General features: G+C 40.2%; 14 protein-coding genes. 10 read left to right on the top strand and 4 right to left on the bottom strand.

Annotation, left to right across the window (positions count from 1 at the left end; genetic code table 11):
- Positions 1-10 precede the first annotated feature (10 nt).
- From A3GY_RS0102345 to A3GY_RS0102325, 5 genes are all read left to right on the top strand, one after another.
- Complete coding sequence (locus A3GY_RS0102345) at positions 11-958, top strand: ROK family protein (protein ID WP_018029794.1); 948 nt, start codon at positions 11-13, stop codon at positions 956-958.
- 48 nt (positions 959-1006) lie between these two features.
- Positions 1007-1849: a DNA-processing protein DprA gene (gene dprA, locus A3GY_RS0102340; protein WP_018029793.1), complete on the top strand. Its 843-nt coding sequence runs from the start codon at positions 1007-1009 to the stop codon at positions 1847-1849.
- A gap of 94 nt (positions 1850-1943) precedes the next feature.
- Entirely contained in the window at positions 1944-4061 is a 2118-nt protein-coding gene (topA, locus tag A3GY_RS0102335) for a type I DNA topoisomerase (RefSeq protein WP_018029792.1), read from the top strand.
- Between the two features lie 263 nt (positions 4062-4324).
- Positions 4325-5659, top strand: a complete 1335-nt coding sequence (trmFO, locus tag A3GY_RS0102330) for a methylenetetrahydrofolate--tRNA-(uracil(54)-C(5))-methyltransferase (FADH(2)-oxidizing) TrmFO (protein ID WP_018029791.1) — start codon at positions 4325-4327, stop codon at positions 5657-5659.
- Between the two features lie 175 nt (positions 5660-5834).
- A complete protein-coding gene (locus A3GY_RS0102325; RefSeq protein WP_018029790.1) occupies positions 5835-10013 on the top strand; it encodes a glycoside hydrolase family 70 protein in 4179 nt (1392 codons plus the stop codon).
- Positions 10014-10067: 54 nt separating this feature from the next.
- On the opposite strand, the gene A3GY_RS0102320 is transcribed toward A3GY_RS0102325, so the two are convergent.
- Positions 10068-10547 (bottom strand): PASTA domain-containing protein, encoded by a 480-nt coding sequence (locus tag A3GY_RS0102320; protein WP_018029789.1) that lies wholly within the window; start codon positions 10545-10547, stop codon positions 10068-10070.
- 169 nt (positions 10548-10716) lie between these two features.
- On the opposite strand from A3GY_RS0102320, the gene A3GY_RS0102315 reads away from it, so the two are divergent.
- From A3GY_RS0102315 to A3GY_RS0102295, 5 genes are all read left to right on the top strand, one after another.
- On the top strand, positions 10717-12018 hold the full coding sequence (locus A3GY_RS0102315; protein ID WP_018029788.1) for a MucBP domain-containing protein: 1302 nt from the start codon (positions 10717-10719) through the stop codon (positions 12016-12018).
- Between the two features lie 203 nt (positions 12019-12221).
- Positions 12222-12974: an ABC transporter ATP-binding protein gene (locus A3GY_RS0102310; protein WP_018029787.1), complete on the top strand. Its 753-nt coding sequence runs from the start codon at positions 12222-12224 to the stop codon at positions 12972-12974.
- A gap of 1 nt (position 12975) precedes the next feature.
- The gene (locus A3GY_RS0102305; RefSeq protein ID WP_018029786.1) at positions 12976-14937 is read left to right on the top strand and encodes an ABC transporter permease; all 1962 of its coding nucleotides are present in this window, start codon (positions 12976-12978) and stop codon (positions 14935-14937) included.
- Between the two features lie 43 nt (positions 14938-14980).
- Positions 14981-15652: a DNA-binding response regulator gene (locus tag A3GY_RS0102300; protein WP_018029785.1), complete on the top strand. Its 672-nt coding sequence runs from the start codon at positions 14981-14983 to the stop codon at positions 15650-15652.
- Positions 15649-16599 (top strand): sensor histidine kinase, encoded by a 951-nt coding sequence (locus A3GY_RS0102295; RefSeq protein ID WP_018029784.1) that lies wholly within the window; start codon positions 15649-15651, stop codon positions 16597-16599. Before A3GY_RS0102300 ends, A3GY_RS0102295 begins: the two co-directional genes overlap by 4 nt.
- A gap of 37 nt (positions 16600-16636) precedes the next feature.
- On the opposite strand, the gene xerS is transcribed toward A3GY_RS0102295, so the two are convergent.
- The 3 genes from xerS to A3GY_RS0102280 all read right to left on the bottom strand — a co-directional run bounded on the left by xerS (position 16637) and on the right by A3GY_RS0102280 (position 19528).
- A complete protein-coding gene (gene xerS / locus A3GY_RS0102290; RefSeq protein WP_018029783.1) occupies positions 16637-17707 on the bottom strand; it encodes a tyrosine recombinase XerS in 1071 nt (356 codons plus the stop codon).
- 235 nt (positions 17708-17942) lie between these two features.
- Positions 17943-18608, bottom strand: a complete 666-nt coding sequence (locus tag A3GY_RS0102285) for an ABC transporter permease (RefSeq protein WP_018029782.1) — start codon at positions 18606-18608, stop codon at positions 17943-17945.
- On the bottom strand, positions 18605-19528 hold the full coding sequence (locus A3GY_RS0102280) for an osmoprotectant ABC transporter substrate-binding protein (RefSeq protein ID WP_018029781.1): 924 nt from the start codon (positions 19526-19528) through the stop codon (positions 18605-18607). Before A3GY_RS0102280 ends, A3GY_RS0102285 begins: the two co-directional genes overlap by 4 nt.

Raw genomic sequence — 19528 nt, 5'->3', positions numbered from 1 at the left:
GGGATAAGATATGAAATATTATCTGACGATTGATATTGGCGGAACTTTTATTAAATATGCTTTAATTGATGACAGCTATCATCTCCTAGAAACTGATAAAATACCGACACCCAATACGTTAACCGACTTTCTGACCCATGTGAAAGAACTGATTGCTACTCATAAACAACAGATTTCAGGGGTTGCTATTGCCTGTCCGGGTCAAATCAACAGTAAAGTAGGATTCATTCATAGAGGAGGTCTGATTCCTTACCTCAGAAACCTTCCTCTAGCAAGCCATTTGGAACGTGTAAGCCTCTTACCAGTAACAGTCATTAATGATGCCAATGCAGCTGGCTTAGCAGAAGCTAGATTGGGTAATCTTAGGGACTGCTCGTGCGGAGCAGCCTTAATTTTAGGAACTGGCGTTGGTCTGGCCTTGATATCAGATGGTAACTTGCTTTCGTTTAGGAATCTTCAGTCTCATCATATGTTAATTGGACCGACCACCAATGATGTGCAGAAAAACGCTCGGTTCATGGCTCAAAAAGATATTCTCAATCTTCGCGTAAGAGGTATTGAAAGTCTGTTGCAAAACAATGGGTCAGCAGTTCAGTTTATCCACAAGGCAAGTGACCATCTCGCCTTGCCCCATGACGATGGACAGGCTGTTTTTAAGGTCTTGACGGAAAATTCAGATACCGTTCTGATTCAATTATTTGAAAATTACTGTCAGGAAATTGCTCAGCTCATTTTGAATCTACAAACGGTCTTCCGCCTAGAGAGAGTGGTGTTAGGTGGTGGTATCAGCTGCCAACCGCTTTTGCTGAAAGAAGTCCAGCACCAGTACCATACTTTATTAGAAGAAAATGATCATGCGCTGTCTGTTGAAAAACTAACCCTAAAGACGTGTCGCTTTTATAATAATGCCAATTTAATAGGTGCCTTTTGTCACTTTAAAGATTTAAAATTAGGATAAGCCTCCTAATTTTTTTAGTTTACGAATAAGAGGGTAGAAGGAGGGCTTATGAATCATTTCGACATCTATAAATTAAAGAAAGCGGGCTTAAATAACCTCAATGTTATTAATATCCTCAATTATCAGGAAAAACATCAAAAATCCTTATCTCTTAGAGATATAGCCGTGGTCTCAGACTGCAAAAATCCTTTGCAATTCATTGAAAACTATAAAAATTTAGACAGCAAAACACTTAGGAAGGAATTTACCAAATTCCCCTCCCTATCTATTTTAGATAAAGAATATCCCTTATCTTTAAAGGAAATCTATAACCCTCCTGTTCTTTTGTTTTACCAAGGAGATCTCAGTCTATTGGAAAAACCTAAATTAGCAGTTGTAGGTTCGCGCGATGCTAGCTCAGTCGGCAGTAAGTCTGTTCAGAAGATTATCAATGAATTAAACAAACGGTTTGTCATTGTAAGCGGTCTAGCTAGAGGTATTGATACCGCCGCTCATTTAGCAGCTTTAAAAAACGGTGGCTCCACAATAGCCGTCATCGGATGCGGATTGGACACGTATTACCCCAAAGAAAATCAGAAGCTCCAGGACTATATTGGGAAGCATCACCTGATTTTATCCGAATACGGCCCCCAAAGTCAGCCCTTAAAATTCCATTTTCCAGAAAGAAATCGCATTATCGCAGGTTTATGTCAGGGAATTATGGTAGCCGAAGCTAAGATGCGTTCTGGAAGTCTGATTACCTGTGAAAGAGGGATGGAAGAAGGACGAGATGTTTTCGCCGTACCAGGCTCTATTTTAGACGGTAAATCTGATGGCTGCCATCATCTCATTCAAGAGGGGGCAAAGTGCGTCACAAGTGGGTTCGACATTGTTTCAGAACTCTTAAATTAAAACAAGTTCTCCTATAAGAAAAGTTTGTTCTTGACAGTCTTTCTAAAATGATATATTATGCTAGGAGTTTATTACATTTAGGAAGTGCAAGATATTGGCAACAAAAACCCAAACAAAAACGAAAAAAACAAGTAAAAAACGGGCCACCCCTAAAAAAAATCTAGTGATTGTGGAATCGCCTGCCAAAGCCAAAACCATCGAAAAATATTTAGGGCGTTCTTATAAGGTCGTTGCCTCAGTGGGGCATATCCGAGATTTGAAAAAATCCAGTATGTCAATTGATTTTGACGACAACTATAAGCCGCAATATATTAATATCCGTGGTAAGGGTCCCTTGATCAATTCTCTTAAAAAAGAAGCCAAAAATGCTAAACAAGTTTTCTTGGCAAGTGACCCGGACCGTGAAGGAGAAGCCATTTCCTGGCATTTAGCCCATATTCTGGATTTAGATCCAAAGGCTAAAAACCGTGTTGTTTTCAATGAAATCACTAAAGACGCCGTAAAAAATGCTTTTGTGGAGCCTCGTGAAATCGATATGGATTTAGTTGACGCTCAGCAGGCGAGGCGTGTGTTGGATCGGATTGTCGGCTATTCCATTTCACCTATTTTATGGAAGAAAGTTAAAAAAGGACTTTCTGCTGGACGTGTTCAGTCTGTGGCTCTCAAGCTCATTATCGATCGTGAAAATGAAATAAAAGCCTTCATTCCGGAAGAGTATTGGACCATTGATGGTCTCTTCCAAAAAGGGACTAAAAAGTTTCAAGCAAACTTTTACGGTCTTGATGGTAAAAAGGTTAAGCTGTCGAACAACGATGAGGTTAAAGAGGTTCTGGCTCGTATTAAGACCGATGACTTTTTAGTAGATAAGGTTGAGAAAAAAGAGCGTAAGCGCAATGCACCACTTGCCTATACGACCTCCTCTTTGCAGCAGGATGCTGCTAATAAGATCAACTTCCGTACCCGAAAGACCATGATGGTTGCCCAGCAACTGTATGAGGGTCTCAATCTAGGTTCAAATGGCCATCAGGGGCTCATCACCTATATGCGTACGGATTCAACTCGTATCAGCCCCGTTGCTCAAAACGAAGCAGCCGACTTCATCAAAGAACGTTTTGGAAGTCAATACTCCAAACAGGGAAGCAAAGTCCGCAATGCCTCCGGCGCCCAAGACGCCCACGAGGCTATCCGTCCCTCTAATGTTCATTATACGCCCGAATCAATCGCTAAATACCTTGATAAAGATCAACTGAAACTTTATACTCTTATCTGGAATCGCTTTGTGGCTAGTCAAATGACAGCAGCGATTTTTGACACCATGAAAGTTCATCTGGAGCAAAATGGCGTCCGCTTTGTAGCTAACGGCAGTCAGGTGAAATTTGACGGTTATCTAGCTGTCTATAATGACTCCGATAAAAATAAAATGCTTCCGGAAATGAGCCAAGGAGAAATCGTTAAGAAAGTCTCTGCCAATCCTGAACAGCACTTTACCCAGCCGCCTGCTCGCTATTCAGAAGCTAGTTTGATTAAAACGCTGGAAGAAAATGGTGTCGGTCGTCCATCGACATACGCACCGACTCTGGAAACTATCCAAAAGCGTTACTATGTTAAATTAGCTGCCAAACGGTTTGAACCGACAGAATTAGGAGAAATCGTGAATAGCTTGATTGTGGAGTTCTTTCCTGATATTGTCGATGTCAAGTTCACTGCAGAAATGGAAGGTAAGCTAGACCAGGTCGAAATCGGTAAAGAAGAATGGCAAAAGGTTATCGATCAATTTTACCAACCCTTTGAAAAAGAAGTTGTCAAGGCAGAAGAAGAGATGGAAAAGATCCAGATTAAGGATGAGCCTGCTGGTTTTGACTGCGATGTCTGCGGACATCCTATGGTAATCAAACTGGGGCGTTACGGTAAGTTTTATGCCTGTAGTAATTTCCCCGACTGCCGCAATACCAAAGCCATTACCAAGGAAATCGGGGTAACTTGTCCTATCTGCCACAAAGGGCAAGTTATCGAACGGAAAACGAAACGGAATCGTCTTTTCTACGGATGCGATCGTTATCCAGAATGTGATTTTACTTCTTGGGATAAGCCAGTTGGACGTGAGTGCCCGAAATCAGGAGATTTCTTAGTTGAAAAGAAAGTCCGTGGTGGCGGAAAACAAGTCATCTGCAGCAATGAAGCATGTGATTACAAAGAAGAAAAGATCAAATAAAGTTTGCATAATAATAATTATGCAAACTTTATTTATTCTAACATCGGTTTTTTTATTTCAGGATGTTTAGAAAAGGATTTTTGAAAGTGGCTGTCTAAATTTGAGATGGTTTAGTTTAAGAAAATTCGGAATTGAGGTATAATAGTCAGGCAACCATAAAAGGAAATTTTATCCTATTATTTAAAGAAGAGAAAATAAGTTCGATATCAATTATAATTTTAGAAAGAATTGCGGGAATTTTGCTCCCGAAGGGGTAGAGTATTATGTCTCAATCTTATATCAATGTTATTGGCGCTGGATTAGCAGGTTCAGAAGCAGCTTACCAGATTGCTAAGCGCGGTATTCCTGTTAAACTGTATGAGATGCGCGGGGTGAAAGCAACGCCACAGCATAAGACAGACCAGTTTGCAGAATTAGTTTGTTCTAATTCTTTCCGCGGTGATAGCCTAACCAATGCTGTCGGACTACTTAAAGAAGAGATGCGTCGCTTAGATTCGCTCATTATGCGGGCAGGCGAAGCTCACCGTGTCCCTGCTGGCGGTGCTATGGCTGTTGATCGAGAAGGATATGCCCAAACTGTCACAAAAGAAATTGAAACCAATCCGTTAATTGAGATTATCCGTGGCGAAGTGACGGAAATTCCTGATGATGCTATCACAGTTATTGCAACTGGGCCATTAACTTCAGATGCTTTAGCTGAAAAAATTCACAGCCTAAATGGTGGTGATGGTTTTTATTTCTATGATGCGGCAGCTCCCATTATTGATAAAGCTTCAATTGATATGGATAAGGTCTATCTAAAATCCCGCTATGACAAGGGAGAAGCCGCCTACCTTAACTGTCCCATGACCAAAGAAGAATTCCTGGCTTTTCATCATGCCTTAACAGAAGCAGAAGAAGCTCCTCTTAATACTTTTGAGAAGGAAAAATACTTTGAAGGCTGTATGCCTATTGAAGTCATGGCCAAACGAGGCATCAAAACCATGCTTTATGGTCCTATGAAACCTGTCGGTCTCGAGTATCCAGAAGATTATAAAGGCCCCCGTGATGGTGATTTTAAGACCCCTTACGCCGTTGTTCAATTAAGGCAGGACAATGCAGCAGGCAGTCTTTATAATATGGTTGGTTTCCAAACACACCTGAAGTGGGGAGAACAAAAACGTGTCTTCCAGGTGATTCCAGGACTTGAAAATGCAGAATTTGTCCGTTACGGTGTGATGCACCGAAATTCTTATATGGATTCTCCTAATTTATTAAAACAAACCTTCCAAAGCAAAAAAAATCCCAATCTTTTCTTTGCCGGACAAATGACGGGTGTTGAAGGCTATGTTGAATCAGCTGCCAGTGGATTAGTCGCTGGTATCAACGCCGTTCGAACATTTTTAGGAGAGAAGGAGCTGATCTTTCCAAGAACAACAGCTATTGGAAGCCTTCCTTACTATGTCACCCATGCTGAGAGCAAAAATTTCCAACCCATGAATGTTAATTTCGGTATTATTCAGGAATTAGAAGGACCTCGAATCCGTGATAAAAAAGAACGGTATGAAGCCATTGCAGAACGAGCATTAACAGATTTGAAAGGTTATATTGATTTCTAAAAACTATCTTATAGGATAGTTTTTTATTTTGTAAGAAATATAAGCAAAAAATACTTTTTTTGTCATATTATTTGACTTTTAAAACGTTTTCTTTTGATTTTCTATTGAATAATATGAGGATAATGTTATAATTTAGTCGTTTAGGATAAACAAATTTTATATTCCGGAGGATTTTATGGAAGAAAAAGTTCGCTATAAGTTACGCAAAGTCAAGAAAAATTGGGTAACCGTTTCAATGACATCTGCTGTGGTGACACTAGCTGCCTTATCTGCTAATGCTGTCAAAGCCGATACTGAAACTGCTAGCAAGGAGACAACTACCAGTGATTCCAGCCTTGTTTCAAGTCAAACGACGGAAGTAACAACGACAGCAGTAGAAGAAAAAGCTTCTACGCAAAATCAGGTCACTAGCGAAACAACAACTGTCAGCCAAGATCAGACTGAAATTCAAGCAAAATCGGAAGCGATTATTGATAGCAAGTCACAGACTGGGCAGACCGCAGCTTATGCCGCTTCAGAAACAACTTCAACAGTAGCTAAAGCCAAACAAGCCAGTGAAGAAGTGATTTCGGCAGAGCAACTCAAAGCTCTAAAAAGCTTAAGCAATGTCAAACTTGTTGATGGTAAGTATTACTATTACAACACTGACGGTAGCCTCCAAAAGAACTATGCACTAAATGTTAATGGACAGGTTCTTTATTTTGATGAAACCGGTGCTTACAAACCGAGCTCAACGGTTTCAGCTTCCACATCCACCGATGAAACAACCAATTCTTATGCTAAGTATAATCAAGTTTACAGCACAGATGTTAAGAACTTCGAACAAATCGATAACTATCTAACTGCTGAATCTTGGTACCGTCCTAAATATATCTTGAAAGATGGCACCACTTGGACAGAATCAACTGAAAATGACTTCCGTCCACTTTTGATGACCTGGTGGCCTGACAAAGAAACCCAACGCCAATATGTCAACTTTATGAATGACCAGTTTGGTGTCAAAGTTACTTATGATACAAATGCCAGTCAAAATGAACTTAATTTAGCTGCACAAACCATTCAGGCGAAGATCGAAGAAAAAATTACGATTGCGCAAAATACGACATGGCTGCGTTCCACAATCGCTGCCTTTGTCAAAACACAGTCTGCTTGGAATAGTGAGAGTGAAAAACCTTTTGATGATCACCTGCAAAACGGGGCTCTCCTTTTTGCAAATGACAGCAGTCTAACACCTTGGGCTAATTCTAACTTTAGACTTCTTAACCGCACCCCGACTAACCAAACAGGGGAGAAAGATCCTCGCTATACTCAGGATATGTCTCGCTACGGCGGTTATGAATTGCTTTTAGCCAATGATGTTGACAATTCCAATCCTGTTGTTCAGGCAGAACAGCTAAACTGGCTGCATTTCTTAATGAACTTTGGCACTATTTATGCCAACGATCCTGAGGCAAACTTTGATTCTATCCGTGTCGATGCTGTTGATAATGTCGATGCCGATCTGCTTCAAATTTCAGCGGATTATTTGAAATATGTACACGGTATCAACAAGAATGACGCAACAGCAAACGATCATTTATCAATCTTAGAAGCTTGGAGCGATAACGATACACCTTATCTCCATGACGACGGGGATAATATGATCAATATGGATAACAAGTTGCGTTTATCCTTTATTTGGTCACTAGCTAGACCCTTAAATGTTCGTTCAGGACTTGAGCCTCTCGTGACAAACAGTCTTGTTGACCGCACAAATGACAGTGCTGAGACAGCTAAAATTCCATCTTACTCATTTGTACGTGCGCACGATAGTGAGGTGCAGGATTTAATCCGTGATATTATCAAAGCGGAAATCAATCCAAATTCATTCGGTTATTCTTTTACACCTGAAGAGATTGAAAAAGCCTTCAAGATCTATAATGAAGATTTGAAAGCGACCAATAAAAAATACACCCATTATAATACCGCTTTGTCCTACGCTTTGATTTTGACCAACAAATCAAGTGTTCCGCGTATTTACTATGGAGATATGTTTACCGATGACGGTCAGTACATGGCAAACAAAACCATTAACTATGATGCGATTGAAAGCCTCCTAAAAGCCCGTATCAAATACGTTTCTGGCGGTCAAAGCATGAAAGTTAATTATCTCGCCAATGCTAATCGTACAGCATGGGATCAGACAGTCTTGACATCTGTACGTTATGGTAAGGGCGCAATGACTGCTACAGATACTGGTGATCAAACCACTCGTCTGTCTGGTATTGCAGTCATCGAGGCTAACCGACCTGAACTCAAACTAAATAGCAATGAAAGAGTTGTTATCAACATGGGAGCAGCCCATAAGAATCAGGCTTATCGTCCACTTATCCTGACAACTAACAGCGGTGTGGCAACTTACAATTCTGATGCAGAAGCAAAAGCCCTGATTCGTTACACAAATGCTAACGGAGAACTCATCTTCACAGCAGATGAAATTAAGGGATATGCTAATCCGCAAGTGTCAGGTTACCTAGCGGTCTGGGTACCGGTCGGAGCAGCAGAAAACCAAGACATCCGCGTTGCAGCAAGTACTGCACCATCCACAGACGGTAAGTCACTCCATCAAAATGCCGCTTTGGATTCTCGTGTGATGTACGAAGGCTTCTCAAACTTCCAAGCCTTTGCGACAACTGAAGACGAGTATACCAATGTTGTGATTACTAAAAATCTTGATAAATTTGTTGAATGGGGTATCACTGACTTTGAAATGGCACCGCAGTATGTGTCATCAACAGATGGAACCTTCCTTGATTCAGTTATCTTAAACGGCTATGCCTTCACAGATCGTTATGATTTAGGAATTTCTAAACCAAATAAATATGGTACTGCTGATCACTTAGTGAAAGCTATCAAAGCCCTCCACAGCAAAGGTATCAAAGTCATGGCTGACTGGGTTCCAGATCAAATGTACACATTCCCTCAAAAGGAAGTCGTAACCGTAACACGTGTTGATAAATACGGCAAACCAATTGAAGGATCTCAAATTAAAGATAGCCTTTATGTGGTTGATACGAAGAGTTCCGGAGACGATCAGCAAGCCAAATATGGCGGTGAATTCTTAGAAGAATTAGCTGCTAAGTATCCTGAATTGTTTGAACGCAAACAAATTTCAACTGGTCTTCCAATGGACTACTCCGAAAAAATCAAACAATGGTCAGCTAAGTACTTTAATGGAACCAACATTTTAGGCCGTGGTGCAGGTTATGTCCTGAAAGATCAAGCAAGCGGTACATACTTTAATGTTGGGGAAGACAACACTTTCTTACCTAAACAGCTTTTAAACCAAGCTGCTGTTTCTGGCTTTGTTTATGATGGAAAAGGTTATACTTACTATTCAACTAATGGTTACCAAGCTAAGAAGACCTTTATCAGCGAAGGAGACAACTGGTATTACTTTGATGACAAAGGTTATATGGTCGTTGGCAGCCAAGTGATTGATGGGGCTAATTATTTCTTCCTCACAAATGGTGTCCAATTAAGAAATGCGATTTACAATAATGGCAATAATACCTTCTCTTACTACGGTAACGATGGTAAACGTTATGAAAATGGCTATTATCTCTTTGGTCAGCAATGGCGCTATTTCCAAAATGGCCTTATGGCGGTAGGTCTGACAAAGGTTAACGGTATTGTCCAGCACTTTAACGATTACGGTTTCCAAACTAAGGGAGATTTCGTCACCGGTAAAGATGGTAAGGTTCGATACTTTGATGAGCATTCTGGCAATCTTATCACCAATAGATTTGTCAGCAACGCTAAAGGACAGTGGTTCTATTTTGGTAATGATGGTATTGCTGTGACCGGCAGCCAGACCATCAATGGTCAGTCACTTTACTTCAATGCCAATGGTGTTCAAGTTAAGGGCGATTTTGTTAAAAACAGCTATGGAACACTCCGTTATTATGATGCTGATTCTGGCGACTTGGTTCGCAACCGTTTTGTCATGAATACCGCTGGACAATGGTTCTACTTTAACCGCTACGGTTATGCTGTGACAGGTGCGCAGACCATTAATGGACAACGACTGTACTTTAATAATGATGGCAGTCAGGTTAAAGGTCAGTTTGTTGTAGATTCTTATAGACGCATTCGTTACTACGACCCTAACTCTGGCGAACAGGCTTTTAATAAGTATGTTCGAGCAGCTAATGGCGACTTATATTATTTCGATCAGACGGGCTATGGCCGCTTGGTAAGCAGTTCTTATTATTCTTACGATAGAAATGACCGCAGAACAAGAAATTCTTATCAAACTCAAAGATGGGATGGCCGTGGCAGAACTGCCTATAGGCATCATCGTCGTCATCACTAATTAGTCAATCTAGTGATACTCACTAAAAATAAAGAGCCTGCACACGCAGGCTCTTTATTTTTTAAACTTGAGACGCTTGATAGGCTTGGACAGAGTAGCACCAATCCTCTTATTGCGCCGGCGTGTTTGCATCACTTGCTCTTGAAAACGTCGCTGACTTTCTAATAGAGTCGCCTGATCAATCACATATAGCTTCACAATGGATCCGGGTCTTAATTTACCCGTTTTTGGAACCATATCAACAACCTCATCTGCACGTCGGTCATGATATTTTTTAAGTGGTTTAGCCAAAAGAGGTACAACCTTCAATCCTTGTGATTCTAAATGTTGCTTGGCTGTGAAAAAATCTAATTGGACCAAATTCTGAATCGGAATCAAATCTCGTTTGTTATCATAATGTCTGTCAATTGCTTTATCAATTAGATGAGCAGCATTGGCGGAGACTTTTTCAATAACTTTAACAGCCTCTGCTAAAGACAAAAGACTTCCTAGACCACCCACCATTTTGCTTATTTTTAATTTTTTCGCCATCATTCTTCCCTCTTTATTATTACTTATACTATTATAGCAGAGAGAAAGTGTAATCGTCTTCTAAAACATTTTTGCAACAATAAAATTTCGACAGTCTGTTTAAAATACAGTTTAATTATGTTAAAATGGAATAAGATTATAATAGATTTATAAACTATGGAGGCTTTTAGAAATGGGAAAAAGATTTAGGTATTTACATAAAGAACAGTTCGGTATTAGAAAACTAACTATTGGGATTTGCTCCTGTTTAATAGGCTTGGGTCTCGTCTACTCAAGTCCAGCAACAGTAGAAGCAGAGGCTGTTCAGCCAACACAAGCCACGGAAAGTTTTTTGACAACTGCAGATACCACACTTAGTACGGATGTTGCTGTAGAAACAGTTTCTACAGCAGATGCATCAACTTCTATACCAGCAAGTGACACATCTAATTCTAACAACAATCCTTCTTTATCAGCGCCAATAGCTGCAGTTGTCTCTTCAGATACTAAACCAGCTGCAACGACCAACCAAGACCAACAGGCAGGTGGTCAGGTGACGGCTATATATCTTGATGTTGATGGAAATAGTATTCAAGATGATGTCATTGTCCAACCCGCAGGAACGCCAGTTGGAACACCCTATACAGCTGAAAAGCCTGATCCGCTAAGGAATGATGCAGGCTTGCTCTATAAATTAGTTGGCGTCCCTGAGCATGCATCAGGACTGGTTGATGAATACGATAGCATTATTGCCTTTTTCTACGAGCCGATTTTAGGAGGAGCTGTTAATCTGCGTTATGTAACAGATACCGGCATCGTCTTGCATGAGGAGACTTTACTCCCTGAAAATACTCAGGTTGGAACTGCTTATACCAGTCAACAGGATGACCTAACAGATGCCGATGGTTTCGTATGGACCTATTCACAGCTAGAAGCTTCTTCGGCTCCAGCCAGTGGCAGAGTGACACCAGAAATGCAACAGATTATCTACTTATATACTGCTAAAGCAGGGGAACAAGTGACTGTTAACTATCGGGATGACAAAGGCAATATGGTATTAGAAGACGCCGTTGTCCAACCCGCAGGTGTTCAAGTTGGAACACCTTATAATGCCAGTCAGCTGCAAAGAGATGTCATTGAACGTGACGGCAAAAAATACCAACTTATCACCACACCAAATAACGTAACAGGTTATGTGTCAGCTCAGGAAATAGTTGTAACCTATGTTTATCAGTTGCTTTCTGAGCAAAAGACAGCTGCCAAACAGGCAGATTCCCAAACGATAGAAGAAAACACACCTTCTACAACAGCCCTTCTTGGCTATCAAAAATATCAAGAAGAGTCACTAGCAAATCCGATTTCTAAAGCAAAAACTGCCACCATGTCCGCAGAACGTCTCCCAGAAACCGGAAGCGACTCTTTTGGCTGGCTATCATGTTTAGGATTAGTCTGGATCTCAGGAATCGTTTTCTTTAAGAAAAAAGAAAACTCTTAATTCTAATTTTTCTTTCTAGTTAGCTACGGATTCCCTAATCATTAAAGGTTAGGGATTTTTCTTACAATCTTGTAAGATAGGAAGAAAAAGCTGTAAGGTAGTTGTGTCCTTCTTAACGCTATAATAAAGTCAGAAAAGGAAAGACCTTATTCAGAATTTATTTTTAATAAGGTATAATAAATATTATCCCAAAGGAGATCGTTATGTTTTTAGAAATCAATCATTTGGAGAAAATTTTTAGGACACGTTTTTCAAAAGAAGAGACACGCGCCCTTCAGGATGTTGACTTCAACGTAGAAGAAGGGGAGTTTATTGCCATTATGGGAGAATCTGGATCAGGAAAGACCACTCTTCTAAATATCATTGCGACTCTGGAAAAGCCGACTAAGGGGTCTGTCATTCTCGATCAGCAGGATATTACTAAAATCAAAGAGTCTAAATTAGCAGACTACCGTCTCAAAAATCTAGGTTTTGTCTTCCAAGATTTTAACCTTTTAGACACCTTATCTGTTCGAGACAATATTTTTCTACCTCTGGTTTTGGCCAGAAAAAGCTACAATGAAATGGAATCTCGTCTGCAGCAAATTGCTCCCAAACTGAGAATCCAAGACCTATTGGATAAAAGACCGTTTGAAATATCCGGCGGACAAAAGCAAAGAGTCGCCATTGCTCGAAGCCTCATTACCAGACCAGCTCTAATCTTAGCCGATGAACCAACAGCAGCTTTAGACTATAAGAATTCCGAAGACCTTTTAAATTTATTTGAAGCCATCAACCAAGACGGACAGACTATCCTGATGGTGACCCATTCGGCCAATGCGGCTAGTCATGCCAAACGTGTCCTTTTTATCAAGGACGGGCGTATTTTCCATCAGCTTTATAAGGCCAACAAGTCTAACCAAGAATTTAGCAAGGAAATTTCGCTATCAATGACTGCTCTTTTAGGAGGTGAGTAAGATGTTCTACCTCAAATTAGCCTGGAATAATCTCCGAAATTCAGCCAAGTTCTTTGCCCCCTTTGTCCTATCGACGCTCGTTCTGTTTATCTTGGTTTGTTCAACTTTTCTGATTTCTCTTAGTCCTGTGTCAGACTCTATGCAGCTGGGAAAAATAACGCTGGGACTGGCAATTATTGTTCTGACCATTTTCTCAACCATAATGAGTATCTATTCTTATAATTTCCTTTTAAAACAAAGAAGCCGTGAATTTGGCCTTTATAATGTTTTAGGGATGAATAAAAGCCAGGTATCTCTGATTGCAACCATTGAGCTGTCTATTATCTTTATTATCACAGTGATAATCGGCTCCGTTCTCAGCAGTGTCTTTTCAAATGTCTTATACCTCATTTTTGTTAACCTAATGAATTATGGCAAATTGAGTTTTACGATTATGCCACTGGCCTTTATTTTAACAGGAATCATCTTTGCCGCTATCTTTTTCCTGCTGGAGTTAATTGGCTTAAGAAAGATTGGAGCCACATCTCCCTTGATTCTCTTTAGAAGTCAGGAACAGGCTGAAAAAGAGCCGAAGGGAAATGTCATTTTGGCTTTTGTTGGTATTATCGCTCTGGGCGTTGGTTACTATCTTTCCTTAAGTTCTTCTAAAATCGCTGCTTTAGTTGTCTTATTACGTTTCTTTGTCGCAGTCGTATTCGTTATTATAGGAACTTATCTCTTCTATATTAGCTTCACAACTTGGTACCTCAAAAAACGCCGACAAAACAAAACATACTTTTATCAGCCCAATCATTTTATTACGACTTCCCAAATGATTTTTCGAATGAAGCAAAATGCTGTTGGTCTAGCTAATATCACATTACTGGCAATCATGGCTTTTGTGACGATTGCAACAACAGCTTCGCTGTACAGTGGTTCTAATGAATTAGCCAAGCAAACGTTTCCTAAAAATACACGTATTGACTTTCAAGTGCAAGACCGTTCTCAGGGAGAACAAGCGATTCAGGAAATTACTGAAAACTCTTTGGGTCACCCTAAAACAGATGTCAATTCCTATTTATCTGTTCTGATGCAGCTGAACCTCCCTAAGAGGCAAAAATGGACCATTACGGAACAGGCGATCCAAAATCCTAATCCTACCTCAACTGGTTATAACTATGTCATAACTCAGGAAGACTTTAGAAAACTGGGCAACAAGCTTCAGCATTTGGAGGATAATCAGACTGCCTTGTTCGTGCAAAAGGGAGATAGTAAGGTCACACATATTGATTTTTTTGGAAAAACCTTTGAAAATGTGAAAAACTTTAAGTCCGTCAAGATGCCTGACAGCATCAATACTTACAATTCTTCCGTCCTTATCGTCAGTAATGATGAAGTGATGCGAGAAATGGTTGGTCTTTATCAAAGTGTTAGCAAGAATCAGTTTAAAACGACTTATCTGTATTCGACCTTTGTTAATCTCAATGACAAGGAAAGTGCAGCTTTGAAACAACTAATCAATGATTATAGTGACAAAAATCAGATCTCAGGCTATTATCAAACCAAGAAGAATCTTGAGCAAGAGTTAATGGCTATGAGCGGCGGTTTCCTCTTTACAGGTTTCTTATTAGGAATCAGCTTCTTATTGGGTGCAGCTTTGATTATCTATTACAAGCAGTACTCCGAAGGAAATGAGGATAAGAAATCTTACAAGATTTTACAAGAGGTGGGCATGAGCAAAGCTTCTGTCCGAAAAACCATCAACTCTCAAACAATCTTTGTATTCTTCATGCCTCTTTTGATGGCTGTCCTCCATTTTGTTGTAGCATTAACCATGATTAAACAAATGCTTTTGCTCTTTGGAGTGACCAGCACCAACCTTATCTATACTGTCAGCGGTGTCACCATTATCGGAATTACCCTCATTTACTTCTTTATTTACCGCCTGACTAGCCGAACTTATTATAAAATCATTGAAAGGTAGGAGAAGTGGCGATTTTTCGCCACTTTTTTGATAGAATAAAGCTATGAAAAGTAAGGATAGAATTTATATCGTTGAAGATGATTCAACCATCGTTAAGCTCTTAAAAGGGCATCTCTCCGAAAAGTATACCGTTAAAGGAGTGGATAATTTTAGAGCCATTCTTCAGGAAATACAGGAATTTCAGCCGGATTTAATCCTAATGGACATCACTCTGCCTTATTTTAATGGTTTTTATTGGACGACGGAGATTCGTAAAACAATGACTCAGCCCATCATTTTCATCTCTAGCTCTGATGATGAAATGAATGCTGTCATGGCTATGGATATGGGAGGAGACGACTTTATTAACAAACCCTTTTCTCTGGCTATTTTAGATGCCAAAATCGCTGCCTTTCTGCGACGTGCTAACGCTTTTGCCAAAACGGAACTGATCTTCGAAGAATTTCAGTTAGGCCTTGACGGCCTGCTTCGCAATAAAGAAAGCGGCGAGAATATCCAATTAACGCCAACCGAAACGAAACTTCTGTCCTTGCTGCTGGAAAAAAGAGGAGAAGTAGTCACCAAAGAACAGCTCCTTGATAAACTCTGGGAAGGAGAGGAGTTCATTGAACAAAACACACTTAGTGTTAATATGACACGACTACGTAAAAAAGCAGGAACGATTCATTTTAATCATATTTACACGGTAAGAGGGGTAGGATACGTCATCAAATGATTAAAGCATTTTTCAAAGAGTACGGAGCTTGGTACCTTTTATATGGACTCTTAAGTCTGCTTTTTTTCCTGACTTTTTACCTTTATCGCCTGCCCTTGGTTTATTTCCAAACAAGTTTTATCTTCGTCTCAACCATTTTAATCTTACTTTCTTTAGGCTTGTATTATCGTTTTTACCAAAAAATGACGTCACTCCATTTCTTTTTGGCGGTAACCAATTTGGATAATCTAAACCAACTGGAACAACCTAGCGATAAAGCCTACCAAAAAATCATCGCTGCCTTGATTCAAAAAGAAGCAGAAGCTGCTCTAGTGTATCAGTCTGATCAGGATAAGATACAACAAATGATCAAACTTTGGTCTCATCAGATGAAAATCCCCTTGGCTACCTTATCCCTGATGGAACAGACGAATCAGCTAGAAAAGGAGTCCGTCAGACAGCAAATCCTGCGCTTGGAAAACAATCTTTCACGGCTGATGAATTATATCAAGTTCAATCAAAACCAAAGTGACTTTCGCTTTGAATCCGTTTCAATGAGAGATATTTTGGTTGATTTGGTTAAGAAAAATCAGGTTCTCTATCGACAAAAAGACCTATCCCTGACTATTGAAGGTGACTGGATTCTGAAAAGCGATAAAAAATGGCTGAGCTTCAGCCTAGCACAAATTCTGGACAATGCTATCAAATATAACAAGCCCGGCGGGAAAGTCAGCATCCGTATCCAAGATAAGTCTGTCTGTATTCAAGATACTGGCATAGGCATTCTTGCTGAAGACATTCCCAGAATCTTTGAAGAAGGGTTTACCGGCTATAACGGTCATGAGCACCAAAAAGCAACGGGACTGGGACTTTATATGACCAAACAGATTTTAAATCATCTGGAATTTGACATCAGCATCCAAAGCCAAGTTGATCAGGGAACCAAAGTACTGATTAGAAAACGCTGATTTATTGAACAGCATTTATGTATGCTAGCAAAACACCCTAGAGCTTATCTAGGGCGTTTTTTTGTTCATCATTCACGATATGAGTATAAAGATCCGTTACTTGCGTATTGGCGTGGCCAAGCTGGTGACTGACTAACACCTGGGATTTGGTGGCTTCGTAGAGCCTCGTAGCTAGCGTATGCCTTAATTTATGGGGAGTAACACGAATTTTAAAATGCTCAGAATATTTTGCAACCATCTTTTCAATACTGGAAGCATCGATGCGATTGGGAAGACCTCTATACTCTGTCAGGAAGAAAGCAGTGTCTGTCTTTTCTGCCTTATAACGGCCTTGGCGAATTTTAAGATAGTTTTCCAGATAAGGTTTGGCAAAGGCAGCAACATTGACGGAATCACGCTTGCCACCCTTACGCGTCACCTCGATAACCATCATTCTCAGATTAAGGTCTTTAAGGTCGAGATTAACAGCTTCAGACAAACGAACGCCTGAAGCAAGGAGCAGGGCGATAATGGCTAAATCACGTTCCTTGTTTTTTTGGAAAGAGGACAAAGCACGCTTGGATAGATTGTGCTCATATTCACAATCTACATACTCCAGGAACTCCATGGTTTCATCCCCTAAGAAAAGTTTTTGTTTAATGTTTTCAGCCCGTGCCGCCAAAGTTTCTTTTTTCTTTTTGGTCGAGACTTTTTTCATGACGTTTCGGTAGAAATAAGGTTCCCCATCAGCATTTTCAACCTCCTCGGTCAAATACTTATATAGACTTGACAGAGCTGAAAGCGTCCGATTAATGGTCGTCTGTGAAACGCCTTGACGCTTGGAATGAGAATTAAGGAGGGTCCGTTCACGTAGATAGAGAATAAAGAATTCCATATCTTTTTTGGTCAAATGTTCCAGGACATCGATAGGAATGTCAGCAATTTGATCAACCTGGGCAATATCAGCGTCAATCAGCCATTCAAAAAAACGGCGATATTCTTTCAAATATTCGTACAAAGTTGTAAAACTATAAGGAACTGCCAGTTTAGACTGGTAGTAATCCAAAACATACCAGGGCATGACTTTTTTCAAGTCATCAATTTTTTCAAGTAAAAGTTCACGTCTCATCCATTTTCTCCTAGATTGCTATAATAGAAGTATAGCACACCCTTATATATTTTTCAAGAAAATTATAGTTTTTCGGAAAGATGTATAGACAAAAAGAACAGCTAACGGATTAAGATTAACGGTTAGCTGTTCTTTTCATCGTTTGAGAAAATCATTCTTTTTACCGCAGCAACCCAAAGTCGTCATTCCTATCAATCACCTTTAACCGTTTGTTTTTTAAGCATGCATCTTACTGTCACCTGTTTTTGGACATCCCTTTAGGTTCAAGCCAATGCTGAACAAATCCCAGAATAAGATCAGAGAAAATGGCCATCAGGGCTGTTGGCAGTGAGCCCGCCAAAATAATCGCACCGCCATTAGTGGCATTTGTCCCTCGGACAATAATATCACCTAGGCCACCACCCCCAACAAAGGCTCCTATCGCCGTTATCCCCACAGCAACAACTAGAGCATTTCGGACACCAGCCATGATAACGGAGAGGGATAAAGGGAGTTCAACCATCAATAATTGCTGACTTTCAGTCATTCCCATACCCTTAGCGGCATCCACTAAGTCCTCTCCAACGTTTCTGATTCCTGCATAAGTATTGCCGATAATTGGCAGCAAGGAATAGAGAAAGACTGTTGCGATAACTGTTTTAGTGCCCAGACCCAACCCCAGCATTAAAATAGAAATCATAGCCAAAGAGGGAATGGTTTGCAGGACATTAGCAATCCCCATCACCACACTTTTGAGCTTTCCCCGTCTTGCAATCAGAATTCCGAGAGGTATCCCAACCAGAGCAGCAAGTAAGACTCCATAAACGGAAATCAGAAAATGCCTTAAAAACTGGGATAAAATATAATTGCTGTTATGACTGAGATAATAGAAAAATTGCTGGGCAGTAGTCATATCACTCATTGCTCATCTTCCTCTCTAAAATAATGATTTTCTTTCAAGAATTGCTTGGCCACTACGGAGGGTTCTAATAGGGTATCGTCTACCTGATAATTTAATCGCTGCATGGTTTGCAGGCTGATTTTCCCGTCAAGACGGTGCAAGAGCTTCTTCAATTTGGGATATTTTTTTAAAAGACTGTTGTTAACCACCATTGACGCTTCATAAGGTGGAAAGAACTGTTTATCATCCTCTAACAGTGTCAGATCATAACTTGGAATACGACCATCAGTCGAATAGCCCAAAACAACCTGCATTTTATCGCTGGCAACTGCATCATAGACAAGACCGATTTGCATTGGGTAGATATTTTTAAAGGCAAACCCATAGGTTTTGGTGAAATCACTATAACCATCTCCCTGACGGTTCATCCAAGTGCTGTCAACACCTGCTTTAGCTGTCTGAGCATATTGGCCTAAATCAGATATGGTCTTAATCTTGTTTTGCTCAGCAAAATCAGTTGTTACCATAAAGGCGTAGGTATCTGAGAAACCATAACTTGGAAACCAAGTTTGATCAAAGCGTTCAGAAAACTCTTTCTTAACAATCTCTGCCGCCTTTGTCGGATCTTTGACCGCTTTTAACCCTAAGGTTCCTGTGATATCCGTCCCGGTATAACGGGTAGCTGCAATATCAGCATCTTTTCGCAACAAAGCCTGATGGGCAACACTGGACGAACCAAGATTAGAAATCAAAGTTGTTTTATAGGAGGTCTCATGCTCAATTAGCTCCGCAATCATATTCGCCATGATACTGGATTCCGTGGTATTCATCGAAGCAATCTTGATGGTAGAGAACTGATTACTTTGAAGAAGATTGCAGCCCGACAGCGTCAATAAAGACAAAACTGCAGATAGCATCAGCCAATAAATCTTTTTCTTCAT

Origin of the sequence: Streptococcus ferus DSM 20646 (assembly GCF_000372425.1) — a bacterium.
GTDB classification, from domain to species: Bacteria; Bacillota; Bacilli; order Lactobacillales; family Streptococcaceae; genus Streptococcus; species Streptococcus ferus.
The sequence above is the reverse complement of the archived record's forward strand: the minus strand, read 5'-3'. Positions and strand labels throughout refer to the sequence as shown.

Excerpts from the sequence above, each read along its gene's own strand:
- A3GY_RS0102295 (WP_018029784.1), top strand. The coding sequence starts at position 15,649 with ATGATTAAAGCATTTTTCAAAGAGTACGGAGCTTGGTACCTTTTATAT.
- A3GY_RS0102305 (WP_018029786.1), top strand. The coding sequence starts at position 12,976 with ATGTTCTACCTCAAATTAGCCTGGAATAATCTCCGAAATTCAGCCAAG.
- dprA (WP_018029793.1), top strand. The coding sequence starts at position 1,007 with ATGAATCATTTCGACATCTATAAATTAAAGAAAGCGGGCTTAAATAAC.
- A3GY_RS0102310 (WP_018029787.1), top strand. The coding sequence starts at position 12,222 with ATGTTTTTAGAAATCAATCATTTGGAGAAAATTTTTAGGACACGTTTT.
- A3GY_RS0102285 (WP_018029782.1), bottom strand. The coding sequence starts at position 18,608 with ATGAGTGATATGACTACTGCCCAGCAATTTTTCTATTATCTCAGTCAT.
- A3GY_RS0102280 (WP_018029781.1), bottom strand. The coding sequence starts at position 19,528 with ATGAAGAAAAAGATTTATTGGCTGATGCTATCTGCAGTTTTGTCTTTA.
- A3GY_RS0102325 (WP_018029790.1), top strand. The coding sequence starts at position 5,835 with ATGGAAGAAAAAGTTCGCTATAAGTTACGCAAAGTCAAGAAAAATTGG.
- trmFO (WP_018029791.1), top strand. The coding sequence starts at position 4,325 with ATGTCTCAATCTTATATCAATGTTATTGGCGCTGGATTAGCAGGTTCA.
- A3GY_RS0102315 (WP_018029788.1), top strand. The coding sequence starts at position 10,717 with ATGGGAAAAAGATTTAGGTATTTACATAAAGAACAGTTCGGTATTAGA.
- A3GY_RS0102300 (WP_018029785.1), top strand. The coding sequence starts at position 14,981 with ATGAAAAGTAAGGATAGAATTTATATCGTTGAAGATGATTCAACCATC.
- A3GY_RS0102320 (WP_018029789.1), bottom strand. The coding sequence starts at position 10,547 with ATGATGGCGAAAAAATTAAAAATAAGCAAAATGGTGGGTGGTCTAGGA.
- xerS (WP_018029783.1), bottom strand. The coding sequence starts at position 17,707 with ATGAGACGTGAACTTTTACTTGAAAAAATTGATGACTTGAAAAAAGTC.
- A3GY_RS0102345 (WP_018029794.1), top strand. The coding sequence starts at position 11 with ATGAAATATTATCTGACGATTGATATTGGCGGAACTTTTATTAAATAT.